A 25,475-nucleotide genomic window follows, 5' to 3' on the forward strand; every position below is an offset into this window, starting at 1 on the left:
CGCAAGACGCGCGCCCTATACTGCTTGATAGTATGCCCGTCTTTGAATACCGCGTGCGTGACCGCTCCGGCAAGGTGCTGAAGTCCCAGATGGAAGCCGAGACGGCCACCCAGGTTCGTGACGCCCTGCGCGCCAAGAACCTGATGATCGTCGAGATCAAGCCGCCCAAGAGCGGCCTGAACGCCGACATCAAGATTCCCTTTCTGGACAACCGGCCGCCCAGCCTGAAGCAGGTGGCCATCTTCAGCAAGCAGCTCGCCACGCTGATCAACGCCGGGGTACCGCTGGTGCAGTCGCTGGCGATTCTGCAAAAGCAGATTGAGCACAAGGGCTTTCAGGGTGTAGTGAAGGAAATGCGCACCGAGGTGGAATCGGGCACGCCGCTCAGCGAGACCCTGGTCAAGCATCCCAAGATCTTTAATCGCCTTTTTGTGAACCTGGTTCGCGCTGGGGAGACCAGCGGCACGTTGGATACAGTGTTAGAGCGAATCGCCAGTTTTCAGGAAAAAGAATTGGCCCTGCGGGGCAAGATCAAGAGCGCCTTGACTTACCCAGTAGTGGTGCTGGTCTTCGCTATCCTTATTACCTATTTCTTGCTGACCACGATTGTGCCGCAGTTTGCAGGCATTCTAGCCCAGCTGAATGCGCCGTTACCAATGATTACCCGTGTGCTAATGGCAGTGTCGGATTTTCTCAGAAGCTCTGGTCTCATCATCTTTGCCATAGTGGCTGGCCTTGTCTTCGCATATCGTGCATACTACAAGACCCCCAAGGGTCGCTTTGTCATCGATGAGATCAAATTGAAGATTCCTATCTTCGGAAACCTTCTTCAAAAAAGTGCCATCAGCTCCTTTGCCCGCACCTTCGGCCTGCTGATCAGCAGCGGGGTGAATATCATCGAAAGCCTGGAAATCACCAAAGGCACCGCGAACAACGCCATTGTGGAAGAGAGCATTGAGAACGCCAAGAATGTGGTGATGGTAGGCGAGCAGATGAGTTCCAGTCTCGCCACCAGCAAGGTCTTCCCGCCAATGGTGGTCAGCATGATCAGCATTGGCGAAGAGACGGGCTCGCTGGACGACATGCTGAACAAGGTGGGCGACTTCTATGACCGCGAAGTAGACGAAGCTGTGGACAGCATGACGGCTGCCATCGAGCCACTGATGATCGTCTTCCTGGGCGGTATCGTCGGGGTGATTGTGGCGGGGATGTTCCTTCCTATGTTCAGCATCATTGGCCAGCTCAGCCAGTAAACGGCAAGAAGGACTTCAGGGCTCCCTAGCGGAGCTCTTTTTCATGGTTAAGTCGAGAGTCACAGGTGAATGGAGCAGGGCCGCTCAGCAGGGTTACTGAGCGGCCCTGCTCCACAGCGGCCTTACTCCTCTTCGTCCAGCTCCTCGGCGTCCAAGATGGCGCGGTAATCTTCCAGATGTTCGCCCTCACCCAGTTCCCGGGCAATTTTCTCGATGGCCAAGCGCACCACCTCACTTTTGCTGATCAGCCGCTCGGGGCTGGACAGTTCATAGGCAGTGCGGGTCAGCAAGGCGTCCTGCTCATCGCTGATGACCACTTGCAGCCGTTTGCGTTCCTTCTTGGGCATGCCTCTCCTGAACACGGTACCGCGCCGGAAACCAGCGAACATGAAGACTGGGGCGGGGCCGTGCGCGCAGCCTAGCACGCACCCTGAGGCGCCTCAACATGAGACGCCACATCAGCCTGGGCTGATGATTCACCTCATCCGCCCTGAAGGCTGACACGGTATGGTCGGTGTGGACACATCTTGAGCGTGATGTGTAACATGCACCTGTACCGCGCTCACGATCTCCCCGGCGCACCCCTGCGGCGCGACCCCCCATCAAGGATGACTCACCCATGCAATTGACCCCACTGCACCTTCAGGGAGGCCGCGAGCTGCGCGGCGAAATCGCCGTCCAGGGCAGCAAGAATGCTGCGCTGCCCATCATTGTTGCCAGCCTGCTGAGTGCCGAGAAGATCACCCTGCGTGGCGTGCCGCGCCTGAGCGACGTGCACACCATTCTTGAGTTGCTGGCGCACCTGGGCACCCAGCACGTGTGGGTGGGGCCCAACGACCTGGAACTGCAGACCCCGCGCATCGTGAACACTGATGCACCCTACGCGCTGGTCAGCAAGATGCGCGCCAGCTTTATCGTGCTGGGGGCTATCCTAGCCCGCGCCGGGGAAGCCACAGTGTCCATGCCGGGCGGCTGTGCCTGGGGCCCGCGTCCGGTGGATCAGCACGTCAAGGCCCTGCGCGCGCTGGGCGCCGAGATCACCGAGGACGGTGGCAACTTCACGGCGGTGCGCCAGGGGAGCCTGAGCGGCCACTTCATCTTCGAACTGCTGACCGTGGGCGGCACACACAATGCGATTCTGGCCAGCGTGCTGGGCGACGGTGTGGTGACCCTGGAGAACGCCAGCATTGACACCGACGTGGTGGAACTGGTCGAGTTCCTGAACCGCATGGGCGCGGATATTCAGGGCGCAGGCACCAACACCCTGACCATCCGGGGCGTGGCGGCCCTGCGCGGCGGCGAATACACCGTGATTCCCGACCGCATTGAGGCCGGCACCTTCATGATGCTGGCCGCCGCCACCCGCAGCTGCCTGACCCTGACCAACGTGCGCCCCGAGCACCTGCGCGCGGTCACGGGCAAGCTGCAAGAAATGGGCGTGTCGGTGATGGAGGGTGGCCAGACCGTGGTGGTGGACGCCCGCGAGCGGACGCTGAAGCCCGTGAACATCACCACCCAGAGCTACCCCGGCTTCCCCACCGACCTGCAGCCGCAGATGAGTGCTCTGCTAGCCACGGTACCCGGCACCAGTGTGGTGCAGGACCCTGTGTACCCTGATCGCCTGACCCATGTGGCCGAACTGCACCGCATGGGCGCCAACATCACGGTCAGTGGCTACACGCAGGTCATCCAGGGTGGACAGCTTCACGCGGCGCCCGTGAAGGCAGCGGACCTGCGCGCGGGTGCAGCCCTGTTTATTGCCGCCCTGACCTGCGAAGGACAGACAGTGATTGATGGCGTGCAGTACCTCAACCGTGGTTACGAGCGCCTCGTGGAGCGGCTGCAGGGCGTGGGTGCCCAGGTGGCCCAGCCAGATCTGGCCCTGGCCATGGACTGAGCTGGGGTTGGAGGGAGGAGGGCAGGCCGGAGTCAACGCTCTGGTCTGCCTTTCTTCTATCGGGGCAACAGGATGAAATGCAGGCATCCGAAGGTCATGGCGGCCTTGCAGGTCGGCCAGGGGAGGGGCCCTCCTGAGCCTTGGCTCGGGCGTGGTCAGCCGCTCTGCTGGTGATCCCAGTGTCGGGTGCAGAGGCTGGCGCCGAGTTCGGTTTGAGCTGCACTGGGGTCGTGAACTTTCGCGCCGTCAACGACATGAAGGAGGCCCGCACTGTGCCGCTGCTGCGGGGGGCAAGCGCCGCCAGAACTTGCAGGTCACCGGGGGGTCTTCGCGCCGTTCTGGCGTCCAGGGCAGGGTGCAGCCCTGCACAGCGCAAGGGCTCGCCTTCCAACTTGACTGTCCGCCTCGGCGGCCAAAGAGTCTGGGCTGACCGTTCCGACCACCGGCCAATATTTTGGTTACTCCACCACGACGCAGTTGCGGCCCTGCGCTTTTCCCCGGTAGAGGAGCAGGTCGGCGCGCCGCATGGCGGCGGTCAGGTCGCCGTCGGGGCACAGGGTCACGCCGGCGGTGAAGGTGACCGGGGGCAGGTGCTCCGTGGGCAGCGCCGCGCGCAGGGTGCCCAGCTCCTGGCAGGCCAGGGGGACTGTGTGGGCAGGAAACAGCAGCACGAATTCCTCGCCCCCGGTGCGCGCGGCGAAGGTGCTGGGCAGGGCCGCGCGCAGGCACCCGGCAATGTGGCGCAGCACCTCGTCGCCCACCGCGTGGCCGAAGGAGTCGTTCACGCGTTTGAAGTGGTCCAGGTCAGCCACCGCCACCGCGCCGGGCTGCCGGCGGATCAACTCGGCGCCGGCGGTCAGCAGGTGGCGGCGGTTGAACAGGCCCGTCAGTTCGTCCATCTGCAGCAGCCGCGTGAGTTCTTCGGCGCGCGCTTCCTCGGCTTCGGCCTGCAGGCGCAGCAGGGCCGTGCGGTGCGTGACCTCCAGGGCCTGCACGCGCCGCTCGTGCTCTTCGGCGCGCAGCTGCTTGAAGGCCGCCGTGTGGGCGCGCAGATGGTGCAGGGCCTGCTGTAACTCGCCCAGGTGTTCGTGCAGTTCGGCCAGCAAGCCGTGCCCCTGCATGGCCAGCACCTCGAACCCCTGCGCCTGGGCTTCCTGGGTGAAGGCGGCCACCAGCAAGCAGGCCTCGTGCGGGCGCTGCTGGGCCAGCAGCAGCCGGGCCAGGGGTTCGACGGCCTCCCACAGCGGGCGGTCAGCGTTGAGCTGCTGTTCCCGGAGGGCGGCGCGCAGCAGCACCTCGGCGCGCCCCGGGTCGTGGGGCACTTCCAGGGCGCCCTGCTGCGCCAGGGCAAAAGTGCGCACGGTGCCCAGCCCGTGCCGCGCAGCCAGGGTGAGGGCGCCCTGCAGTTCGGCGCGGGCGGCCTCGACCTGCCCGGCCAGCAGCAGGGCCGTGGCCAGATTCAGCTGGGCGTAGGCCTCGCCTTCCACCAGCTGCATGGCGCGGAACAGCCGCAGCGCCTGTTGCAGCGACGGCGCGCCGCGCAGGTTGCCGCGTTCGTTGTGCAGCACGCCCAGATCGTGCAGGGCGCAGGCTTCCATTTCCCGGTCCTGCACCTGACGGCTCAGGGCCAGCTGGGCGTGGGCCATCGCCATCGCCTGGGCCAGTTCTCCCAGTTCCCCCACCACCCCCACCGTGACATTCAGGGCGCGGCAATGCCACAGCGTCGGGGGCAGGTCTGCGCTCACCCAGTGCAGCGCCGCCTGCGCCTCGCCAAGTTGTCCGCCGCGCCACGCCACATAGGCCCAGACCACCGACGCGGCCCGGGTCACCTGCGGGTCCAGGGTGCCGCGCTGCTCGCTCCACGCCCGCGCCGCCTGCGCCACCTGCGCGGCGGCCCCGCGCTGGCGCTCGCGGCGCTGCCACACCATGTCCAGCTGCGCCAACCAGTGGGCAGCGTCCGTGGACGACAGGTCAGAGAGGGTCATGCCCCCTGATGATAGGTTCACGGCCCGCGCCGCACGAGCCCCCAGAGGGACGGGGTGCAGGGGGGGATGGGGGAGAGTGGGCCCCCGGCTGGCCGGCGCGGCCCCGCTTACGCGCTGATGCCCTTGTTGCCGTGCAGGGTGCGCTCCACCGCCTGCGTGACCTCTTCCTCGAAGCGGCGCAGGTGTTCGCGCAGGCGGTCCAGCTCGGCCACGCCCAGGTCGGGCAGCCACAGAACGCTGCGGCCCAGCACGGCGAAGGTCAGGGGCTCGCCGTCGTCGCTGCCCTCGCCCTCGTCCACCGGGTCCAGGTTCAGCGCGCCGTAGTCCAGGCCCTGGTTCATGAGGTTCATGCCCATCAGGATGTCACTCAGGCTGTCTTCCTCGACATACAGGTCCAGGTCCAGGTGCAGGCGCACGATCACGCCGCCCTGCGGGTCGGGCTCGACGAACAGGGCCACCCGCGCGTCGCCGTCCTGGATCAGCGCGCCGTCCTCGACCGCTTCGACGGTCAGACCACCCTCTTGCAGCGCGGTCATGATCCGCCGCAATTCCGTTGAAGCTGTCATGCGCCGGAGTATAGAGCGCGTGCCCGTCTTCTTCTGGTGAGCGGGGCCGCTGTTCAGGCGTGGTACACCCAGGCGCCCGCGTCCTCCTGCCACGTGCGGTACAGCGCCCCCAGCAGGCGCAGGTGTTCCAGGTGGGCCAGCGTTTCGGCCAGGGCAAAGCGCCGCCCGCTGATGTTCAGGTCGCGCGGAAACATGGCCAGCGACAGGGCGTAGGCGGTGCCCGGTGCCTGGGCGGCCTGGGCCTGCAGGAAGTCCAGCCGCTCGTGGTGGTGCGCGCGCAGCTCGCGGGCGCGGGCCTGCACGCCGGTCATCACCGGGCCGTGGTGGCCCACCACCGCGCGGGCCGGATTCAGGGCTTCAAGCTTGCCCAGCGTCTGCAGGTAGTCGCCCAGCGGATCGGGGCGAGTGTAGGCGTACAGGCCAATATTCGGGCTGATGCGCGGCAGGATGGCGTCCCCGGCGATCAGGGTGCCCTGCGCCTCGTTCCACAGGCCCAGGTGGCCGTCGGCGTGACCGGGCAGCCACAGCACCTCCCAGGGCTCGCCGGACAGCGTGACCTCCTGGCCCTCGCGCAGGGGGGAAACGCGGGTGGCGGGGTGCACCCGCTGGCGGCTGCGGCGGCTCTCGGCCTCCAGGCTCAGCAGCGATTCGGGCGGCAGGCCGTGGTCGCGCAGGTGCTTGACGTGCCCAGGCAGCCACTCTTCCCACAGGTGCCAGTAGCGCTCGCCGCGCCCAATTTCCACGTCCAGCAGGTGCACGGACGCGCCGCTGCGTTCTTCGACCAGCCCGGCCAGGCCGTAGTGGTCCGGGTGGTGGTGGGTGATGATCACCCGGTCCACGTCCGGCCAGTGCAGCCCCAGCGCCGCCAGCCCGCTTTCCAGGGCCGCGTGGGCTTCCGGGGTGTCCAGCGCGGTGTCAATCATGGTGACCGGGCCCCCGGCAGGCACATCCAGCAGGACGGTCACGGCCCCCATAGGGTAGGGAATGGGCACCTGAAGGGCGTACAGGTCGCCCAGCAGGTGCGTGGGGGCAGGCGCGGTCATGCCGGGCAGGGTAGCACCTCCCTGCCCCGGCACTGGGTGTGGAGCGGACCACAGAAAAGACCGACCCAGGCAGAGAGGGTCGGCCTTGAGGGGCGACTGGTGGGCCCCAGAGTGAACTGAAGTACCGCCGTTACCGCACGTCGCAGCGGAAAGCGCCGCCCGTCAGCGTGCACTCAATCCGGCTGAGCTGGTCGGTGTTCACGCGCACCAGCAGCGTCTGGGGGGCCAGGGCCCGGTCGCGCGGCACGACGTTCAGGCTGACCACCCCGGAGCGCACCGGAACTTCCAGCGGCTGCCCCGGCAGCACCAGCCCCAGCAGGCGGCGCTCTGCCAGCACGTCGGCGGCCACCGGGCTTTCCACGCGCAGGGTGCCGGTCAGCAGGCGCAAGTTGAGGGTCACGTCTGTGGCGCGGTCACCAACGATGTTCACCCGCTGCGAGGCGGGGCGGTAGCCTTCCCGGGTGGCGGTCACTTCCACCTGCCCTGCAGGCAGATCGCCCAGCGTGACCGGGGCGATCCCGGCCGGGCGGCCATTGACGCGCACCTGGGCGCCGGGCACGTTCGTCTCGACGCGCAGGCTCCCCAGGCGCTCGGCGCGGTAGACCGTGGTGGCGACCGTGTAGGCCGTGCGGGGCGCCCCCTGCGTGGCCCGCTGCACCGCCGCGCTGATGTCATTCACGCTGCGCGCGCCGGCCGCGCTGCCCAGGTCCAGCGGCACAAGGCTGGCCACCGTGAAGACCTGGGTAAAGCCCTCGGTGGCCGGCAGGGGCAGCCGGGCGGTTTCGCCGGGCACGGTGCGGACCGTCTGGCCCACCTGGGCGCCCCCGCCCGGCGGCAGCACGATGGCGGTGACCAGGGCGCCGGGCTCGGTGCGCACGTTCAGGGCGCCGGGACCCGGGAAGCGGTACAGGCTACTTTCGCCGGTCAGCGGCTGGGCCGGGGCGGCGGCCGGGGCCACCGAGAGGCGCAGGGCAGCTTCGGGATTGGCGCGCAGCGGCGCAGGCACGCAGGCCGCCAGCAGGGCCGACAGGAGGAGAGGGAAGGCAACCCGTTTCATGGCCCCAGGGTAGGGCACCCCTGCCCCAGCGAAGGTGCCGCGCAGCTGATTGGGTCTTGAGGCAAAAGGCGGCGGGTGGCCCGCTTGAGCGAAGGGTGAATTTCGTCCGCTAAGGCGGAACTCAGGTGAGCCGAAGGTGAAGGACAAGCAGACTCGGAGAGCTCCGCAGGAGCGCGAGCACGGGCACAGACGGGACGACGGCGATGGAACAGCAGCCCTTCGCGCGTCCCACTCCTGCTGTGGAAGCAGAGGAGTCCCAGATGAGAGGAGAGGCCGCCACCGCAGACCTGGGAAGAACCCTTCGACCAGGAGCTTTGATAGCGTCGCCGGGCTTGGCGACGCGGAACGAAAAACCCGCGCCGAGGCGCGGGCTTTTGGAAGCAAGATCTCTGCTTACTGCAGGCGCTGCATGATGGCCTGCAGGCTGGCGCTGGGGGCCCAGCTCATGCCCTTGTCCACGTACATGCGGGCCATGGTGGTGTCGCCGCGCTGCAGCGCGAGGTAGGCCAGCTTGGCGGCGCTGAGGGACGCCCACTGCTTTTCCTGATCGGTCAGGGTGCCCAGGCGGTTCCAGGCGTTGTAGGCGTTGATCCACCACTGGGTCTTGGTGTACAGCTGCGCCAGGTAGGCGTTGTAGTCGCGGTTGCCGGCTTCCTGGGAGGCGGCGTAGTAGGCGTGGTCCACGGCCGCCTTCCACAGGGTGCGGTCGTAGAAGGGCACGGGGTAGGCCACGTCGGCCTGCACCGCGAACTCCTGGGCCTTGGCAAAGTTGTCACCCGCACTCATGGTGGCCGGGCCGGTCATTTCCATGGTGTCGGTGGTGGCCGGCGCCGTATCGGTCGTCGTGGTGTCCTGGGCGGCGGCCAGGCCCGCCAGGGCGAACGCGGTCAGCATGAGAATCTTCTTCATAACAGTTCGCATCTTAGGCCGTACCCTGGGCAGCGTCCATATGCCGTCCCACGCCATTGCCTGTCCGTAAAGGCTCTGTAAAGGAGTGCACGTTTAGATGAGGAACAGCCACGTTTTGCCCTTTCTTTCTCTGATCACACTGGTGGTTGGCAGCGGGGCCGCTGCCCAGAGCACCCCCACCTTTACGGCACCCAAGATTGACGTGTTCAAGGAATTACGCGTGATTTCCGGAGTTGCGGTCAGTCCGAATGGCGACCTGACCTTCCTGGGGTCCGACGCCCGCATTCACCGCACCGACGCCACCGGCAGCGTGAAGTGGTCCTTTGTGGTGGGCGATATTGGCCGCGCCTACCCGGTGGTCACGCCGCAGGGCACCACCATTGCCGCTTCCTACGACGACACGGTGTACGCCCTGGACGCGGCCGGCAAGCTGCTGTGGAAGGTCAAGCTGGACGGCGATATCTACGCCACGCCCGCGCTGCGACCCGATGGCAGCGTGGTGGTGGCCACGGCGGGCGGCACGGTGCACGCCCTGAGCGGCGCGGGCCAGACCCTGTGGACCTACAAGGTGGGTGCGCCCGTGTTCAGCTCGCCGGCCATTGCCGCCGACGGCACCATCTACTTTGGCGCGCAGAACAACCGCATGCACGCCCTGACCCCAGCCGGGCAGCTGAAATGGACCTATGCGGCTGGCTCTCTGGTGTTCAGCTCGCCCGCCATTGGCGCGGACGGCAGCATCTACTTCGGGTCCAGTGACCGCCGCATCTATGCCCTGACCCCGGCCGGCGAGCTGAAATGGCGCGCGCAGACCGGCCTGTTCGTGAATGCCAGCCCCATCGTGACCAGCGGCGGCGTGGTGGTCGTGGGCAGCTACGACGGCAGTGTGTACGCCATTAACCCGGGCGGCGAACCTGAATGGACCTACAAGGCGGGGGCCGGCATTGCGGCCTCGGCGGTGGAACTCAGCGACGGGACCGTGATTGTGCCGGACCTGAGCGGTACTGTGCACGCCATTGGCAAGGCCGGGCAGGCGCTGTGGCAGATCAAGACCGGCAAGAAGATCGACACCGGCCTGAGCGTGAGTGACCAGGGCAACCTGTACTTCACCACCGAGGGCGGCGGCCTGAGCATCATTCAGAAGCAGCGCCCGCTGGCGGTGGCCCCCTGGCCCACGTTCCACGCCACGCCCGCCGCCTGGGGGCGCGTGTCCAGCGCCGCCGAGCTGCAGGCCCAGACCCAGGCCCGGCGCGCCGCCGCCACGGCCGTGCTGGCCGCCCTGAAACCCGGCACGCCCACGGCACCGGCCCAGCCCGCGCAGCCGCCTGCCCCGGTGCGGCCCAGCCCGGGCCAGCCTGCACCCCAGCCCGGCACCGCCCCGGCGCCGCAACCCACGACCCCGGCCCCCCGGCCCACCACCTCTGCCCCGGTGCCGGTCCTGACCCCCGCACAGCAGGCCCAGGCCGCCGCCCGCAAGGCCCGCACCGAAGCCGGTCAGGTGCTGCTGCCCCTGAGCGAAACGGCCGCCGCGCTGCGCCTGCCCGTGCTGAACGTGACCGCCCGCACCGCCACCCTGCGGGTGGGCGCGGAGCGCGTGCCGGTTACCGTGCGGTTTGTTGGCCGTGAAGCCTACGTGCCCCTGGCCGCCCTGAGCGACCTGCCCGGCGCTGAGGCCACCCTGGAACGCGCGCCCGCCGCCGTGGTCCTGAGCGTGGCGGGGCAGCAGGCCCGCTTTCCGCTGAACCTGCCCCAGCTGCTGCCACTGGGTCGCCAGACGGAGTACGGGACCGCGCCCAGCCGCTAAACGACCCACAAAAAAGCCCCCGCACCGGTACACGGGCGGGGGTTTTGTCGCGTGGTGGAGTCGAGGGGGATCGAACCCCTGACCTCGTCATTGCGAACGACGCGCTCTCCCAGCTGAGCTACGACCCCACAAAGGCGAAAGGGACTGTAGCACGGCCTCCCGGGCACGCGCAAGCTGGACACCGGGGGCGCACCCGGCCGCCCCAGGGCGTACACTCGCAGCTATGAGTGCGCCTGCCACGCCTGATCCCACCGCGCCCGGCACCCCAGAGCCCCGGTCCACCACGGACCGCTACGCCTACAAATTCGGCCAGGAAGGCATCACCTTTGACGACGTGCTGCTGCAGCCCCGGCATTCGCAGGTGCTGCCCCACGAGGTCAACATTGAAGCGCAGCTGACCCGCCGGGTGCGCCTGAATATTCCTTTCGTGTCGGCGGCCATGGACACCGTGACCGAAACGAACATGGCCGTGGCTCTGGCGCGCGAGGGCGGTATTGGTGTGCTGCACAAAAACATGCCCATTGACGCGCAGGCCGAGATGGTGCGCAAGGTCAAACGGTCTGAGAGCGGCATGATCGTGGACCCTATCACCCTGCCCGCCCACGCCACCGTGGGCGAGGCCGACCGCCTGATGGGCGAGTACCGCATCAGCGGCGTGCCTATCACCGCGCCGGATGGCCGCCTGCTGGGCATCATCACCAACCGCGATATGCGCTTTGTGGACAACCTCGCCACGCCCGTCAGCGAGGTCATGACCAGCGAGGGGCTGGTCACCGTGCCGGTGGGCACCACGCTGGAAGAGGCGCAGGAGATCTTCAAGCGCCACCGCATTGAAAAGCTGTTGGTGGTGGAAGGCGAGCAGTTGCGCGGCCTGATCACGATTAAGGACCTCACCAAGCGGGTGAAGTATCCCCGCGCCGCCAAGGATGCGCTGGGCCGTCTGCGGGTCGCCGCCGCTATTGGCGTGGGCGCCGACCTGCTGGACCGCGCCGGCGCGCTGGTGCAGGCCGGAGTGGACGTGCTGGTGCTGGACAGCGCCCACGGCCACAGCCAGGGGATTCTGAATGCCCTGGGCCGGGTGAAAGAGGCCTTTGATGTGGACGTGATCGCCGGGAACGTGGCCACGCGGGCCGGGGCGCGCGATCTGATTCTGGCCGGTGCGGACGCGGTAAAGGTGGGCATAGGTCCCGGTAGCATCTGCACCACCCGCGTGGTCACTGGCGTGGGCGTGCCGCAAATTACGGCCATTTTCGAGGCCTCGGCGGCGGCGCTGGAGGCGGGCATTCCGGTGATTGCCGACGGCGGAATCAAGCAGACAGGCGACGTGCCCAAGGCGATCGCGGCGGGTGCCAGCGTGGTCATGATGGGCAGCATGCTGGCCGGCACCGACGAATCGCCGGGCGAGACGATTCTGCGCGACGGGCGCCGCTACAAGAGCTACCGGGGCATGGGCTCGCTGGGCGCCATGGACCAGGGCAGCGCCGACCGCTACTTCCAGAGTGGCAGTCGCAAATTCGTGCCCGAAGGCATTGAGGGCATCGTGGCCTACAAGGGCACGGCGGGCGAGGTGCTGTACCAGTTTGTGGGCGGCCTGCGCAGCAGCATGGGGTACTGCGGGGCGCCTGACCTGCAGACGCTGCGGGAGACGGCGCAGTTTGTCAGGATTACGGGGGCGAGTTTGGTGGAGAGCCATCCGCATGGGGTGACGATTACGAAGGAGGCGCCGAACTACGGGGGGCGGTAAGGGGCGCAGGGGGGCTGTCGAGCAGTTCAGCAGGCGCTATTTAGGTTGATCCGCTGCTGGCCCCACCCCCCAGCCCCCTACCCCAAAGGGGCAGGGGGAGTTTTTCCGCTGCGCTCGGCAAACGTTGACTGACGATTCGGGGCGGCTTTCCTTCGCCCCGCGTTGTACGCCGTGGCCTTTCTCCGTCCATCGCCCCACGCCCGCGCGCTGCGCGCACGACGGCTTCGTCTGGACTTGGGCGGTGAAGTGGCTCTGGCAACTTGGTGCGGCCCAGAAGGTTCTACTTTCAAAAACAGCAGATTGCTTGGAATTCGCCTGCTCAATTGGACCGCGTCCCTCCTGACAGAGTGTCATCATGTTGGGGGCGTAGGGTGGGGGGGTGAAGCGCCTGTGGACAGCTCCCCGTGAACCCGTGAGTGCCCTGACCCACTGGGCGGGAGCGCTGGCGGCGCTGGCGGTGTTGGTTCCGCTGCTGGGGTGGGCGCAGGGACGGGGGTTGGCACTGTGGCCGTTTGTGGTGTTTGGTGTGAGCATGGTGGCGCTGTATGCGGCGAGTGCCAGCTACCATTCGTTCCGACCGGGCGAGCGCGGGCTGGTGTGGCTGCGCAAGCTGGACCATGCGGGCATCTTTCTGCTGATCGCCGGTAGTTACACCCCGGTGGCGTACTACGGCCTAGACGGTGTGTGGCGTGACGGCGTGCTGGGGCTGATCTGGGGCATTGCCCTCAGCGGCATTGTGCTGAAACTGGTCACCATGCGCCTGCCGCGCTGGGTGAGCACCGGGCTGTACCTGGGCATGGGGTGGCTGGCGGTGATCTTTCTGCCGCAACTGGCCCGCTCGCTGGATGGAGGCGCGCTGTTCTGGCTGGCGGCGGGTGGGGTGCTGTATTCCATCGGAGCGGTGATTTACGGCACCAAGCGCTGGAACCCCCGCCCCGGCGTGTTCGGCTTCCACGAGATCTGGCATCTGTTCGTGCTGGCCGGCACTGCTGCCCATGTGGTGATGATGTTCCACCTGGGATAAGGCAGCGTAAAGGGGCGAGAGCCACGCGCTCTCGCCCCTTTACGCTGCCCGGTTTACAGTCCCATAAAGCCCACGACCCAGTTCTGCACCACGTTGATCACACCGCTGATCTGGCTGCCGAACAGGAAAATAAAAACCATCACGATCACGAAGCTGAACGGCTGGGCCTCAAACTGCGCGAGGCTGCGTCCCAGCGAGGGCACCAGCGCGCCCAGGATGCGGCTGCCGTCCAGCAGCGGAATGGGAATGAGGTTGAAGACCGCCAGCACCACGTTGATGCTGAGCACGGTCATGAGCACGCTGCCCATCAGGGGGCTGAAGGGCAGGAACTTCAGCAGCAGCGCGCAGAGGAGCGCAATCAGCAGGTTGCTGATGGGCCCCGCCGCAGAGACCCACAGGGTGCCCCAGCGGCCCAGGTTGTTGGGGTTAATCGGGACCGGGCGTGCAAACCCAAAGCCCACCAGCAGCATCAGCAACGTGCCGAAGGGGTCCAGGTGCTTGATCGGATTCAGCGTCACGCGCCCGTAGCGGCGCGGGGTGGGGTCGCCCAGCTTGTCCGCGCTCCAGGCGTGGGCGAACTCGTGAAAGGCCAGCGACAGGACCAGGGCCCCCGCCACGATGACAAAGGCCAGCGGATTGCTGCTCAGGAGTGAGATAAGGCCCATACCCCGGCATTCTAGGGGTTAGTTTCGCTGTGCTTTCGTCGCCAGGAATGCTTTCAGGGCGGCGCGTTCCTCGTCGGTGCTGCGCAGTTGCCCGGCGCGGCGCAGGGCGGCCAGATGCGCCAGGGCCTCGCCCACCGCGCGGCCTGGGGGCACGCCCAGCGCCAGCACGTCCTTACCAGTCAGTGCCTCGTGGGCTTCCGGGCGCAGCAGCGCGCGCAGGGTGCGTTCGGGGGTGCCGGGCGGAAAAAAGGTTTCGGACAGGGCGCGGGCCAGTAGCGCGCCGGGGCGCTCGCCCAGGCCCAGGCGGCGGGCCAGTGCGGCCGGATCGGGGGCAGCGTCCAGCAGGGCGGCGGCGTACACCGCCTCTGGAATGGACTGTCCCTCGGCCCGCCACTGATCCAGGGCCAGCAGCAGGGCGGGGTCGGGCAGCAGGGCCCCCGCGCCCCAGGCGCCCAATTGCGCCGCCGCCCGCCCGGGTCGGGGCTCTTGCAGCAGCAGCTTCAGTTCGGCCCACAGGCGGGGGGTCTGTGGCGCCAGGGCCAGTGCGGCCGGAACCTGGGCCAGCAGCTCTGGGTGCGCGCGCAGCCCCAGGCGGGCCCCCAGACGCGCGCCACGCACAAGGCGGCTGGGGTCGTCCTGAAACGAGCGGTCATGCAGGGGGCGCAGCACCCCGGCCTCCAGATCGTTCAGGCCGCCCGTCACGTCCCGCAGGGTCACCTGACCCCTGGGGGAAAAGTGCAGGGCCAGGGCGTTCACGCTGAAATCGCGCCGCCGCAGGTCATCGTCCAGGGTGCCGGGTGCAGGCACCGGGTTGCCGCCGGGCACCGGGTAGTGTTCGCGCCGGGCCTGTACCAGATCGGCGGCGCGGCCGTCCGGGAGGGCCAGGGTCGCGTTGCCGTAAGCCGGGTGAAAGACAAAGGGCCGCCCCGAAGCGCGCGCCAGGGCCTCGACGTTGCGGCCCGGCACCACCACGTCCAGGTCCAGAGGCGTGTGGCCCAGCAGGGCGTCGCGCACCGCCCCGCCCACCAGCGCAATGCCTTCTGGGGCAGCGCGGGCGGCCAGGGCCGAGAGCCACAGAAAATCCTCGGGCTGCAGCCTCGCCCAGACGCGCTCGGCGGCGTCCTTCACCGCCCCTGCACCCGGAAGGCCGAGGCGTCCAGGGTGAGTTGCACGGTACGGGTCTGGCCGGCCCGCACCACGGTCAGGGTGACGGGGTCGCCCTCCTTCTTGTCAATGAGGACCGACTGCAGGTCCTCGAAGGCGTCTACCGGCTGGCGGTCGGCGGCGGTAATGACGTCGCCGCCCAGCACGATCACGCCGCCCCGGAAGGCCTCTTCGCGGGTGCCGGCGCGCAGGGCCGCGCGCGCGGCGGGGCTGCCCGGCCGCACGGCGCCCACCACCAGCCCCCGGTCGGGCAGGTCCAGTTCGCGCTTGCCGCGCGTGGACAGCACGCTCAGGCCCACGGGCAGCACCCGGCCCTGCGACTGCACCAGCAGCCCTGGGGTCACGCCGAGGTCTGGTGCCCCCACCACCTGCCCCTGGGCGGCCTGCAGGCGCGGCAGGAGGCTGCGCGCGGTGTTGATGGGAATGGCGAAGCCCACGCCGGCACTCTGGCCCACACCAGTGGCCTGCCCGCTGGGCGAGTAAATCTGGGTGTTGATGCCAATGACGCGCCCGCTGCTGTCCAGCAGGGGCCCGCCGCTGTTGCCCGGATTGATGGCCGCGTCGGTCTGAATGGCCTTCTGGGTGATGCCCCCCTCGCCCCCCGTGGCCGAGAAGCCAATGGGAATCTGCCGCGCGGTGCTGCTCACAATGCCCTCGGTGACACTGAAGTCCAGCCCAAAGGGCGCGCCCATCGCAATGGCTTTCTGGCCCACCTTCAGGGTGTCACTGTTCCCCAGCGGAATCGGCCGGATGAGGGTTTTGGCCAGCCCCGGCGCACGGATCAGCGCGAGGTCGTACTGCGGCGCCAGCCCGATCACCTCGGCGGGCACGCTCTCCTCCTGGTTCATCACCCGCACGGTGATGCGGTCGGCGGCGCCCTGGCCGTCTTCGCCAGCCACCACGTGGTAGTTGGTCAGGATGTCGCCCGTCTTGTTCACGAAAAAGCCGCTGCCCAGCCCCTGGCGCACCTGGTCCGGCGCGGCGCCGAACATCATGGCAAACGGGTCCTGGGCCACCACGTCCTCGGTGCTGATAAAGACCAGCCCCGGCTCAAAACGCCCCACCACGTCAATGGTGTTCTGTTCATTCTGCAGCCGCGCGCCGCTTTCGTTCAGTGGCGCTTGGGCGGCGGGCTGCGCGCTCCCGGTGGGCACCTGATCGCGCAGCAGTGTGGCGCCCAGCCCCAGGCCCACCAGCACCAGCATGATTCCCAGTCCTCTGCCTTTCATGGGGGCATTATCCGCCAGCCGGGGGATGCGGCCTGAAGCGGCGGTGTGGTCTGCTTCATGGATGCTTCCCTCCTTCATGCCTGGATTCCCGGCCGCTGAACACGCCCTGAAAGCGGCGCTGGGTGATTTCCTGGCGCGGGGCCGCCCGGACGGCGTGTTCGCCCTGGCGCCCGGCGGCCCGGGCAGCGTGCCCGCCCTGGCCGATCTCGACCCACCCGAACTGCACCTGGACCTGCTGCCCGAAGCGCCCACGCTGGCGCAGGTGCAGGGGCTGCGTGCCCTGGGGTATGTGCCCGCGCAGGCCCCCGGCGAGTGGACCCATCCGGGCGGCTGGCGACTGGTGCTGTGTGACCACGGCTCGGGCTGGCGGGCGGCGCAGGCCGCCCTGCGCGACCTGCTGCTGGCCGACGCGGGGGCGGTCCAGACCTACCGCGACGTTTTTCTCTGCCAGGGTCGCCAGGCCGCTGACGAAGCGCTGGCCCCGGCGGCCCTGGCCCACCACGCCCGGACGGTGGGGTTCACGCCTGCCCAGCAGGTGGCTGAGCTCTTCCGGCCCTTGGACGGGCCCTGGCTGTTCGCCGCTGGCACCGCGCTGGACCTGCACCTGGGCCGGGTGACCCGTCCCCATGACGACCTGGACGTGGCCGTGGACCGCGCCGCGCAGGCGCAGCTGCCCGCGCTGCTGGCCGGCTGGCGGCTGGACGTGCCGGTGGCCGGGGCGTACCAGCCGTACACCGGCCCCCTGGAGGCGCCGCTGCACCAGCTGCATGCCCGCCACCCGGCGCTGCGCGGCGTGCAGATGCTGGACGTGCTACTGAGTGACCTGAGCGGTGACCTGTGGCGCTACCGCCGCGCCCCCCATCTCACACTGCCCCTGTCCCGCGCCCGGCGCCTGAGCCCCGAGGGGCTGCCGTATCTGGCCCCCGAAGCGGTGCTTCTGTTCAAGGCGGGCGCCGCTGACCGCGATTCCCGGGGCAAGGATGAGGCCAACTTTCGGCGGGTGGCGCCCACGCTGGCTGAGGAGGGGAGAGCGTGGCTGCGCTGGGCGCTGGGGGAAACCCAGCCGGGGCACCGCTGGCTGGGCGAGTTGGGATAAAAAAACCGCCCCCGGGGAAGGGGGCGACAAAATCTTAAGAAGAGGGTTTGGGTTTAGGGACAGGTCACCGTCGGGCTGGCGCTGTTGCGCGGCGCCGTGGCCTGGACCGTCAGGTCATTGGCATTGTTGTTCGTGTCCTGACAACCGTTCTGGAGTCGGAACAGTGCCTGAGCCCCTGAGGGGGCCGTGGCGTACACGCCTTCTGAAGTGTTCGTTGCCGTGCCCCAGGCCACCGCGTCGGCAATGCTTGAGGAGGTTGAGGAAACAGCCGCCGTTCCCTGAACCAACGCAATCTTGCCAGCCGTGCCGCTCATGCTGAGGTTTGAGGTCGTGAGGTCGGCTCCGTTGAGATCGGCGCCAAGGCTCCCGTTGCTCCCCGTTTTGATCAGGTAGTACTGGCCTGGATTGAGCGTGCCGCTCAAGGTAAAGGTGTTACTTGTGGTGGTGTTGGCGGCGGAAAAGTACTGCAGGCTGTAGCCGCTGAGGGCGACAGCTTGGCTGCCAGCATTGAAGATCTCCACGTAGTCGTTCTTATAGGCCGGGGTGCCGCTGTTGGCCCCGCCGCCGGGATAGACCTGGCTGATACGCAGTCGCGCGTTGGGGTTGGCAGGCGCGGTCACCGTCACTGTGAACGTCGCTGTAGCGTCCGTAACGCCACTGCCGGCGCCGCGCACGGTCACGGTGTAGGTGCCTGCGGTGGCGTTCGCCGCATTTACGCTCAGAGTGCCGCTGGTGCCGGCGCCGGGCTGGCTGGTGACAGTGACTGTAGGGGCAGTGCCGCTGCCCGTCACGCTGTCAATGCTCAGGACGACGTTACCGCTGTAGTTGCTACGGCCCACGCCCACGGTGGTGGTGTTGCTGGTGCCAACCGTGAGATTCATCCCGCCGGTCGGGTTCACACTGATGCTCGAGCCCTGAGGGGTTGCAGGCAGGGGGGTCTGAGCCGTCATGCTCACACCCACCAGGATGGGGTCGTGGTCACTGCTGCGGAAAGGGTCAGCACTGAAATAAGAGGTGACCTGCCCCGGCGACTTGAAGTTGGTGTTGTAGTCCAACACCGTGGGTTCGTCGGCGTTGATGTGCCACTTGGTCCGGCCAGTCACCTGGGTTGCCATGCTGGGCGAGGCAGTGGCCTGGTCCAAGCTGCCCCACTGGCTGTCAAACTGATAGGAGTAGGTGCTGGCACTGAACAGATTGCTGTAACCGCCATTCGCCAGGATGGTCAGGGGCTGTTCCTGCGCGTAAGCGTTGTAATCGCCCATCAGGATACGGTCGTCTTCCTGCACGCCAGTGGGGTTGGTGGCCAGCCAGTTGACAATCGCTGTGGCGGCGTCGCGCCGCGCGATGTACCCCGCGCCCTGCCCGTCTCCCGGGTCGCTATCGTTGGTGGTGCTGCAGGCACTGCCCTTGCTCTTCAGGTGCATCATGACAGCCGTGAAGCGCCCACCGTTGGCCTTGCTCTGGAAGGTCTGGGCCCAGGTGGGGCGATTGCAGGTGTCCACATAGGTAGGGTCCACCGTGTTGTCCAGAATGGCCAGGTTGCCCACCGGGTCCACGGCAGCCGGTTTGTAGATCATCGCGACGCTGATCACATCGGTGCCGATCTTGCGCGCTGGGTTGATGTAGGCGTAGGTTCCAGCGCCCGCTTCAGCGTTCAGCGCATTCACGAGCGCAGCCATGGAGCTGTTGGCCCCCTTATCAAAGTCATTCTGCATTTCCAGAATGCCCAGCACATCGGGGTTCAGGCCCGTGATGGCCTTCACAATCTTGTTCTGCTGCCGCAGGAACTCATCGCAGTTCTCGGCGCCACGGGAGCTGGAGCCCGCGCCGTTGGGGGTGCAGCCGGTGTTGCTGTTGACCAGTGTGGTGAAGTAGTTCAGCACGTTCATGCTGCCCACGCGCAGATCGCCACCCACCGGGTCTGGGGCCGCTGTACGCGGGTTGGTGCCGGTGAACGTCGCGCTCTGCGACATGATGCGGTACAGGAAGTTGCTGCCGCTACGGTTGCCAAAGCCGTCGTGGTCGTAGTGCAGCACGCCGGTGGCTGTGCCGGTGTCACCACCGCGCAGGGTGTTGCTGGCGCTGAGGGGCTGGCCGTTACGGCCGAAGAGCGGATCGGGGTTCTGGGCCAGCGTGAGATCGTCCACGCGAAGCATCTGGTCGGGCAGAGTGGCGGTAAAGGCGCTATACGCGTTGACGTCTGGCGCATTGACCTGGGTAAAGTTGGCAATGCGCGTCTGGGCGAGGTCCACACTGTTGAAGCGGCCCAGCGTGAAGTTACTGGTGACCACGCCTGAGGTGCTCACACGCATGCCTTCGAAGCGCTCACGCTGAGCCACAGGCAGGTTGGGCGCAATGCTGATGGCCTCGGGCTGCGGCACGCCATTACCCAGAACGGTCACTGTAGGGCTGGTGAGCTGCGTGGTGGTGAAGGGCGCATTGACCACAGTGACGATTGGGTTGTTGTTGGCGTCGCGGTCGTTGTAGCTGTAGCTGCGCCGGAACTCGCTCACGGTGCCGCTCACGCGCACACGGTCACCAGCCACCAGGCCGGTGGGACAAGTGGTGCCGCAGAACACGAACACCCCTTCGCTGGTGGTGGGAATGCCGTCGGTGTCAATCGCTTCTTCCTGCACGAAGAAGCCCTGCAGGCCGGTGGCCACTTGGGTGACTACGCCTTCAATGAGCTGCGTGCCACTCAGGGGGCTGGCCGCATCCCCGCTGGCCGTGTTGCCCTGCACCTCATGAATGCCGCGTAGGCCCGCCACGGTGCCGGGGTTGTCCGCCACCGAGAACACGAGGCTGAAGCTGAACGGATCGTTGTCACCGATGTCGGTGCCCTGCAGCGGCACGCGCGCGCCAAAGGTCACGATCTGCGAGGCGCCGGGGGCCAGGGCCGCCGCGCTCTGCCAGCCCCGGTGGCCCACGTTGGGGGCGGTGCTGCCAGCCGGCACGCTGATGGTCACGCCGCCGCTGTCAATGTTCGTCAGAAAGGGCGTGGCCGCAGGGTCCGCCACAATCGGGCCGCCGCTGTTGGTGTGCCCCTGCTCCACGGCCATGCCACCAGCACTCACCGGCGCGCCGGTGCGGGTCTTGACATTGCGAAAGGGCGTCTGGCCGTCGGTGGCGTAGCTGCCGTCGGTGTCCACGGGAATGAACGTGGGCAGCGTGATGGTGCCCCCCGTGTTGTTGGTCACCTGGAAGCTGGCGGTCATGTGCACCACGCGGTTCACGTTGTCCACCAGATTGCTCATGCTGACGCGGGCAAAGCTCAGCTGGTCGAAGGGCACCTCGGCGGCCTGGGCGCTCAGGCCCACCCGGTTCACGCTGGCGTCGCCCTGGGTGCTCAGGCCGTTGACGCGCAGTTCGTACAGGCCGAAGGTCTTGGCGGGGTTGGGTTTGGCCGGCGTGGTCGCCACGGGCGCGGCCGGTGGCGTCACGGTGGTGGGGGCGCTGCAGGCACTCAGGGCCAGCAGCCCGACCAGCATCAGGGCATTAACGGACTTCATCTTCACCTCCGGGGAACGGCATACCGGGCATGCCGTTGAAGCCCACCGAACCCACCAGGGTCACAGCCTGCCAGGGACCCAGCGGCGTGAGACGGGGCGCGGTGTAGGACGGCGCGGCGAGGGGCCGCTGCTGCTGCTCAGGGGCGTCGTACTGCACGAAAACTCCTTGACCTGCTTGCGTAGGATCTGTCGAGTGAGATTGTCTTGAAAATGAGACGAGCGCGAATATATGGCAAAGATGTCAGCAGATGTTGAGACGCCCCCCTTTGGGCTTAGGGGGGGGCGGGGGGGCGTAGTGTGCCAGAGAGCTCACAACATGCAGGAGAAAACGATGACCAAGTACGGCGCCATTGAATGGGCTGCAGAGAGGCTGAACGGGGAGCCGTGTCCGTGAGCCGGCCAACCACCCTCTGGAATAGCCTGAACGCCTTGACAGAACTCCATGGGTTGCCGCCTCAGGTGCAGGCGGCGCTGCAGACGGACTGGCAAACCCCGGCCAGCTGGGCGGCCCCCCAGCGCCGCTTCGTGCTGACAGCGGGACCGGGCGACTGGCCTGCCGGCGCAGCTGCCCAGGCCATTCCCCTGATGGACCGCGAGGCTGCTGTGGTGACCCAAGGCAACACCTTCTGGCTGGATGGGCATCTGCGTGGCCAGGTCGCTGCCGCTGAGGTGCAGCTGCAGGCGGCGCCGGGTGCAGCGCGAGACACCTGGGCCCTGGCCCTGACCGAGGCGCACCGCAGCGGCGGCTGGCTGCCCCTGCACGCCGCGCTGGTGGCCGGGCCTGCGGGGGCCGCCGCCGTGCTGGGCGTCAGCGGCGCAGGCAAAAGCACGGCGGCGCTGCGCCTGCGCGCAGAGGGCTGGGCGGTCCTGGCCGAGGACCGCGCCTGGGTGGGTCCGCAGGGGCAGGCCGCCGGCCTGGACCGCACCCTGCGCGCTTACCGGGACAGTGTGGAGCGCTTCGCCCCAGCCCTGTTGCCCGAATTTGACGCCGCGCCGCGCGATCCCCGGGGCAAGGCCCTCCTGGCGCTCGACGCCGCGCCGCCGGCCCCCCTGCGCGCGGTGCTGGTGCTGGGTGCCCCCGGGCCCGCCGAGGTGCCGCTGCCCGAGCGGGTGCGGCTGCTGTGGGAATCCAGCGGCGTGCCCCTGACCGCCCTGGGGCGCACCCAGGCGGCGCAGGCGGTGGCCCGGTTGGCCCAGGGGGTGACCTGGCGCCGGGTCACCCGCGATGAGGTGCCGGCGGTGGTGGCCGAGGTGGTAGGTACCCCTGAGCTGGAACGGTGAACAGCAGGCCCCGCCCCTGTCTCCAGAGGTCAACATGGGCCAGACATCTGTCAAAGCAAGCGCGCAACAGTACGAGCACGCCTTGTGCCCCTCAACTCTACAGCGCTGGTCTACAGGGTCCGCCGCCCTTCACGCCGCGCTGGCCCGTTTTCAGGGCGGGGCCATCCTGGGCGCAGCCTTGGGATGGCCCCGCGATCAGCGCTTGAGTCCACCTCAGCTGGCCTCACGCCAGCGCGTGGGCCCCGCCCTGGTCCAGCGCCTCAATCTCGGCCGGGGTGATCTGGTAGCGCTCGCTGCACCAGTGGCACACAATTTCCTGGCCGCCCGCTTCAATCATCTCTTGGCGTTCGGCGGCGCTGAAGAACTTCAGGCTGTCCTGGGCCCGATGCCGGGAGCAGCGGCATTCAAAACGCGCAGGCTGGGCCTCGGTGGCCAGCTGCAGGTCCAGGCCCTCGGCGGCGCGTTCCAGGGCGGCCAGCAGGCCCCCCCGGCGCAGGTGGTCGGTCAGCTGGCCCATGGCGCGGATGTTCGCTTCCAGGCGCCCCAGCGTTTCGTCGCTGACCCCGGGCATGGCCTGTACCAGCAGCCCACCCGCGTGGGCCACGCCCCCGCCTTCCTCGTACACGCCCAGCAGCACCGCGTTCGGAATCTGTTCGGATACCCCCAGGTAGGTGCTGACGTCCTCGGCAATCTCGCCGCTGACCAGGTGGGCGCTGCCGGTGTAGGGCTCGCCGTTGTCCAGGAGGCGGGTGACGGCAATCTCACCCTCCTGGCCCACGATGCCGCGCACGTCCAGCTTGCCGTCACTCTCGCGCAGCGGCAGGTCGGCGTCGGGGTGGCGCACGTAACCGCGCACGCGGCCATCGGCGCTGCCCTCGGCCACCACCCAGCCCACCGGGCCGTCGCCTTCAATGCGCAGGTTCACCCGGCTGTCGGTGCGCTTGCCCAGCACCACCGCCAGCAGGGCGCTGGCCGTCAGCGTGCGGCCCAGGGCGGCAGTGGCGGTTTTGCTCAGGCCGTGGCGCAGCCGGGCGTCTTCCACAATGCGGGAAGACTCCATGCCGACCAGCCGCAGCGTGCCGCCCGCCGCCGTGCCGCGCAGGATGTAGGAATCAGGCAGAGTGAGCGTCATGGGGCCTACCTTACCCGCGTGCTGGAGGGCGGGGTGTGCAGCCTCTTTCATTCGGGTGGCATGGGGCCTGGAACGGTGAGAAGACAACCCAGCAGAAGGCCAGTCAGTTGAGAACCCGGGCAGTAACATTTCTTGCCATTTCCTTGAGCCCGGCCAGGAAAACCTCTCACCCGCGTTTCCTACCATGAGAAGTCACGCCGCTGGGCCCGGAGCGGGCGCGGCGGCGCCTCATTCCACCGAATAGACCTGGGCGGAGCTGGCCCACGGTCCCTGAAGGAGAGTCCATGAACCGCACCCCCCTCAGCGCCCTGGCGCTGGCCACCCTGGCCCTGACCCTGGCTGCCTGCAGCAACAAGGGCGAGACGCAACGCACCACGCAAAGCAACACGCAGACCACCACACAAAGTAACGGCGCTACGGCCACCACTGGCCAGCAGGAAACGCTGGTGGTGCAGCAGGCTTCAGACGTGCCCACCCTGGACCCCGGCGCCACCTATGACACCGGCAGCGGCCAGGTGGTCGAGAACCTGTACGAGACCCTGCTGACCTACAAGGGCAACAGCCTGGATGAACTGGAGCCGCTGCTGGCCACCGCCTGGGAAGAGGGCGAAGGCGGGCGCGAGTACCGCTTTACCCTGCGCGAAGGCGTGAAGTTCCACTCTGGTAACACCATGACCTGTGCCGATGCGGAGTACAGCTTCCGCCGCAACCTGGTCACCAACCACGCCGACAGCGGCAACTGGTTTATCGCCGAGTCCCTGCTGGGCACGAACGCCAACGCCAACGACGACAAGAGCATCACCTGGCAGCGCATTGCGGACGCCGTGAAGTGCGACGGCGAGACGCTGGTGTTCACCCTGCCCAAGACCGACCCCGCGTTCCTGTCCAAGCTGGCCTATGTGGGCCAGAGCATCGTGGACAGCAAGTACGCCGCCGAACTGGGTGAGTGGGACGGCACCGAGGCCACCTGGCAGAAAGCGGTGGGCACCGACCTGACGAACAGCCCGCTGGCCCAGAAGCCCAGCGGCACGGGCGCTTACAAGCTCCTGGAGAAGTCGGCCACCTCGGTCACCGCCACGGCCTTTGAGGACTACTGGGGCGAGAAACCCCAGATCAAGAATGTGGTGCTGCAGCAGGTCGCGGAACTGGCCCCCCGCGTTCAGGCTTTCCTGAAGGGCGACGCTGACCTGATCGAGACGGGCGGGCGCGCCATCATCAAGGCGCAGCTGGAAGGCAAAGACGGCGTGGTGGTGGTAGACGACCTGCCCGACACCACCGCCTCGGCCCTGAGCATGAACCAGAACATCAAGGGCAAGGCGCTGGGCAGTGGCAAGCTGGACGGCCAGGGCATTCCGGCCAACTTCTTCAGCGATGTGGACGTGCGCCGGGGCTTTGTGGCGGCCTTTGACCTGCCCACCTACATTGAGCAGGTGCAGCTGGGCAAGGGCGAGGCACGCAACTTCCTGCTGCCTGAGACCTTCCCTGGCTACGATTCTTCGGTGGAGGCGGCCAAGTTTGACCCGGAGATTGCCAAGGCGGCGTTCCAGCGCGCCTGGGGCGGCCAGGTGTGGGAGAACGGCTTTGCGGTGAATATCTCGTACCGGGCGGGCAGCGAGACCGCCAAAACGGCGATGGAACTGCTGAAGAAGAACATTGAAGCCCTGAACCCCAAGTTCAAGGTGACGATTGTGGCCAAGGAATGGAGCGAGCTGATCAAGGCGGGCAACGCCGGCACCGAGCCCATGATCACCACGGCCTGGGCGCCGGATTACGCCGACCCGGATAACTTCGTGCACACCTTCTATTCGTCGGAGGGCTATTACAACCCGCGTATCGGTGCGCGCGACGAGCAGATTGACACCTGGATCAACGAGGCGCGTGCCACCACTGACGCGGCCCGCCGCGACGAGCTGTACGCGCAGGTTGCCCGCCGCGCCCAGGAACTGGCGCTGTACATCGTGCTGCCCAGCAACCCCGCTTTCGTGGTGCACCGCAACACCCTGCAGGGCGTGAGCGCCGAGACTTTCAACCCCATGACGTCGTTTGTCACCGGGACCCTCTGGCGCAAGCTCAGCAAGAGCTAAGCCGCACGCCTCCCGCGCCCGCGCGCCGCCTCGCTG

The 25,475-nt window shown here is 67.7% G+C and carries 20 protein-coding genes and 1 tRNA gene; 8 read left to right on the forward strand and 13 right to left on the reverse strand.

The genetic code is table 11. From position 1 onward, the window contains the following. Nucleotides 1–32: 32 nt before the first annotated feature. On the forward strand, nt 33–1,253 hold the full coding sequence (locus KMW22_RS00245) for a type II secretion system F family protein (RefSeq protein ID WP_221088020.1): 1,221 nt from the start codon (nt 33–35) through the stop codon (nt 1,251–1,253). A 122-nt stretch (nt 1,254–1,375) separates the two neighbouring features. Here KMW22_RS00245 and KMW22_RS00250 read toward each other — a convergent pair whose 3' ends face one another. Further along, entirely contained in the window at nt 1,376–1,600 is a 225-nt protein-coding gene (locus tag KMW22_RS00250) for a transcriptional regulator (RefSeq protein ID WP_221088021.1), read from the reverse strand. Between the two features lie 272 nt (nt 1,601–1,872). On the opposite strand from KMW22_RS00250, the gene murA reads away from it, so the two are divergent. Continuing rightward, entirely contained in the window at nt 1,873–3,150 is a 1,278-nt protein-coding gene (gene murA, locus KMW22_RS00255; RefSeq protein WP_221088022.1) for a UDP-N-acetylglucosamine 1-carboxyvinyltransferase, read from the forward strand. 458 nt (nt 3,151–3,608) lie between these two features. On the opposite strand, the gene KMW22_RS00260 is transcribed toward murA, so the two are convergent. From KMW22_RS00260 to KMW22_RS00280, 5 genes are all read right to left on the reverse strand, one after another. Then, nucleotides 3,609–5,135 carry a GGDEF domain-containing protein gene (locus tag KMW22_RS00260; RefSeq protein WP_221088023.1) on the reverse strand — a complete coding sequence of 509 codons (1,527 nt, stop codon included), beginning with the start codon at nt 5,133–5,135 and terminating at the stop codon, nt 3,609–3,611. Between the two features lie 107 nt (nt 5,136–5,242). Beyond that, nucleotides 5,243–5,701 (reverse strand): YbjN domain-containing protein, encoded by a 459-nt coding sequence (locus KMW22_RS00265; RefSeq protein WP_221088024.1) that lies wholly within the window; start codon nt 5,699–5,701, stop codon nt 5,243–5,245. Between the two features lie 53 nt (nt 5,702–5,754). Then, a complete protein-coding gene (locus tag KMW22_RS00270) occupies nt 5,755–6,744 on the reverse strand; it encodes an MBL fold metallo-hydrolase (RefSeq protein ID WP_221088025.1) in 990 nt (329 codons plus the stop codon). Between the two features lie 130 nt (nt 6,745–6,874). Further along, nucleotides 6,875–7,801 (reverse strand): PEGA domain-containing protein, encoded by a 927-nt coding sequence (locus KMW22_RS00275; RefSeq protein WP_221088026.1) that lies wholly within the window; start codon nt 7,799–7,801, stop codon nt 6,875–6,877. A gap of 393 nt (nt 7,802–8,194) precedes the next feature. After that, complete coding sequence (locus tag KMW22_RS00280) at nt 8,195–8,710, reverse strand: hypothetical protein (protein WP_224606738.1); 516 nt, start codon at nt 8,708–8,710, stop codon at nt 8,195–8,197. Nucleotides 8,711–8,825: 115 nt separating this feature from the next. On the opposite strand from KMW22_RS00280, the gene KMW22_RS00285 reads away from it, so the two are divergent. Then, entirely contained in the window at nt 8,826–10,511 is a 1,686-nt protein-coding gene (locus KMW22_RS00285) for an outer membrane protein assembly factor BamB family protein (protein ID WP_328774537.1), read from the forward strand. Nucleotides 10,512–10,563: 52 nt separating this feature from the next. Here the strand turns inward: KMW22_RS00285 and KMW22_RS00290 are convergent. Continuing rightward, a tRNA-Ala gene (locus tag KMW22_RS00290) sits at nt 10,564–10,639 on the reverse strand. A 95-nt stretch (nt 10,640–10,734) separates the two neighbouring features. Between KMW22_RS00290 and guaB the strand changes: the two genes are divergently transcribed. After that, nucleotides 10,735–12,255, forward strand: coding sequence for an IMP dehydrogenase (guaB, locus tag KMW22_RS00295; protein WP_221088029.1), 1,521 nt, complete (start codon nt 10,735–10,737; stop codon nt 12,253–12,255). A 379-nt stretch (nt 12,256–12,634) separates the two neighbouring features. After that, nucleotides 12,635–13,279, forward strand: a complete 645-nt coding sequence (trhA, locus tag KMW22_RS00300; RefSeq protein ID WP_221088030.1) for a PAQR family membrane homeostasis protein TrhA — start codon at nt 12,635–12,637, stop codon at nt 13,277–13,279. A 53-nt stretch (nt 13,280–13,332) separates the two neighbouring features. On the opposite strand, the gene KMW22_RS00305 is transcribed toward trhA, so the two are convergent. From KMW22_RS00305 to KMW22_RS00315, 3 genes are read right to left on the reverse strand one after another with little or no spacing between them, the layout of a single operon-like run. Further along, nucleotides 13,333–13,944 (reverse strand): site-2 protease family protein, encoded by a 612-nt coding sequence (locus KMW22_RS00305; protein WP_221088031.1) that lies wholly within the window; start codon nt 13,942–13,944, stop codon nt 13,333–13,335. 18 nt (nt 13,945–13,962) lie between these two features. Further along, nucleotides 13,963–15,072: a tRNA nucleotidyltransferase/poly(A) polymerase family protein gene (locus KMW22_RS00310; protein ID WP_328774538.1), complete on the reverse strand. Its 1,110-nt coding sequence runs from the start codon at nt 15,070–15,072 to the stop codon at nt 13,963–13,965. After that, nucleotides 15,069–16,337: a S1C family serine protease gene (locus KMW22_RS00315; RefSeq protein WP_221088032.1), complete on the reverse strand. Its 1,269-nt coding sequence runs from the start codon at nt 16,335–16,337 to the stop codon at nt 15,069–15,071. The genes KMW22_RS00310 and KMW22_RS00315 overlap by 4 nt, the downstream gene beginning before the upstream one ends. Before the next feature lie 76 nt (nt 16,338–16,413). On the opposite strand from KMW22_RS00315, the gene KMW22_RS00320 reads away from it, so the two are divergent. Next, nucleotides 16,414–17,433, forward strand: coding sequence for a nucleotidyltransferase domain-containing protein (locus KMW22_RS00320; RefSeq protein WP_221088033.1), 1,020 nt, complete (start codon nt 16,414–16,416; stop codon nt 17,431–17,433). 53 nt (nt 17,434–17,486) lie between these two features. Here the strand turns inward: KMW22_RS00320 and KMW22_RS00325 are convergent, their stop codons facing one another. After that, the gene (locus KMW22_RS00325) at nt 17,487–20,942 is read right to left on the reverse strand and encodes an ExeM/NucH family extracellular endonuclease (protein WP_235692397.1); all 3,456 of its coding nucleotides are present in this window, start codon (nt 20,940–20,942) and stop codon (nt 17,487–17,489) included. Then, nucleotides 20,929–21,099: a hypothetical protein gene (locus KMW22_RS00330; protein WP_221088034.1), complete on the reverse strand. Its 171-nt coding sequence runs from the start codon at nt 21,097–21,099 to the stop codon at nt 20,929–20,931. The genes KMW22_RS00325 and KMW22_RS00330 overlap by 14 nt, the downstream gene beginning before the upstream one ends. Before the next feature lie 272 nt (nt 21,100–21,371). Here KMW22_RS00330 and KMW22_RS00335 point away from each other — a divergent pair, with 272 nt between their 5' ends. Then, entirely contained in the window at nt 21,372–22,223 is an 852-nt protein-coding gene (locus KMW22_RS00335) for a hypothetical protein (protein ID WP_221088035.1), read from the forward strand. A 223-nt stretch (nt 22,224–22,446) separates the two neighbouring features. Here the strand turns inward: KMW22_RS00335 and KMW22_RS00340 are convergent, their stop codons facing one another. Next, nucleotides 22,447–23,355 (reverse strand): Hsp33 family molecular chaperone HslO, encoded by a 909-nt coding sequence (locus tag KMW22_RS00340; protein WP_221088036.1) that lies wholly within the window; start codon nt 23,353–23,355, stop codon nt 22,447–22,449. A 284-nt stretch (nt 23,356–23,639) separates the two neighbouring features. Here KMW22_RS00340 and KMW22_RS00345 point away from each other — a divergent pair, with 284 nt between their 5' ends. Further along, on the forward strand, nt 23,640–25,439 hold the full coding sequence (locus tag KMW22_RS00345; protein WP_221088037.1) for an ABC transporter substrate-binding protein: 1,800 nt from the start codon (nt 23,640–23,642) through the stop codon (nt 25,437–25,439). The last annotated feature ends 36 nt before the right edge of the window (nt 25,440–25,475 follow it).

It is taken from the genome of Deinococcus aquaedulcis (assembly GCF_019693445.1).
Classification (GTDB): Bacteria; Deinococcota; Deinococci; order Deinococcales; family Deinococcaceae; genus Deinococcus; species Deinococcus aquaedulcis.

Coding starts and splice junctions, on each gene's coding strand:
- KMW22_RS00245 (WP_221088020.1), top strand. CDS start 33: ATGCCCGTCTTTGAATACCGCGTGCGTGACCGCTCCGGCAAGGTGCTG.
- KMW22_RS00250 (WP_221088021.1), bottom strand. CDS start 1,600: ATGCCCAAGAAGGAACGCAAACGGCTGCAAGTGGTCATCAGCGATGAG.
- murA (WP_221088022.1), top strand. CDS start 1,873: ATGCAATTGACCCCACTGCACCTTCAGGGAGGCCGCGAGCTGCGCGGC.
- KMW22_RS00260 (WP_221088023.1), bottom strand. CDS start 5,135: ATGACCCTCTCTGACCTGTCGTCCACGGACGCTGCCCACTGGTTGGCG.
- KMW22_RS00265 (WP_221088024.1), bottom strand. CDS start 5,701: ATGACAGCTTCAACGGAATTGCGGCGGATCATGACCGCGCTGCAAGAG.
- KMW22_RS00270 (WP_221088025.1), bottom strand. CDS start 6,744: ATGACCGCGCCTGCCCCCACGCACCTGCTGGGCGACCTGTACGCCCTT.
- KMW22_RS00275 (WP_221088026.1), bottom strand. CDS start 7,801: ATGAAACGGGTTGCCTTCCCTCTCCTCCTGTCGGCCCTGCTGGCGGCC.
- KMW22_RS00280 (WP_224606738.1), bottom strand. CDS start 8,710: ATGAAGAAGATTCTCATGCTGACCGCGTTCGCCCTGGCGGGCCTGGCC.
- guaB (WP_221088029.1), top strand. CDS start 10,735: ATGAGTGCGCCTGCCACGCCTGATCCCACCGCGCCCGGCACCCCAGAG.
- KMW22_RS00305 (WP_221088031.1), bottom strand. CDS start 13,944: ATGGGCCTTATCTCACTCCTGAGCAGCAATCCGCTGGCCTTTGTCATC.
- KMW22_RS00315 (WP_221088032.1), bottom strand. CDS start 16,337: ATGAAAGGCAGAGGACTGGGAATCATGCTGGTGCTGGTGGGCCTGGGG.
- KMW22_RS00320 (WP_221088033.1), top strand. CDS start 16,414: ATGCCTGGATTCCCGGCCGCTGAACACGCCCTGAAAGCGGCGCTGGGT.
- KMW22_RS00325 (WP_235692397.1), bottom strand. CDS start 20,942: ATGAAGTCCGTTAATGCCCTGATGCTGGTCGGGCTGCTGGCCCTGAGT.
- KMW22_RS00340 (WP_221088036.1), bottom strand. CDS start 23,355: ATGACGCTCACTCTGCCTGATTCCTACATCCTGCGCGGCACGGCGGCG.
- KMW22_RS00345 (WP_221088037.1), top strand. CDS start 23,640: ATGAACCGCACCCCCCTCAGCGCCCTGGCGCTGGCCACCCTGGCCCTG.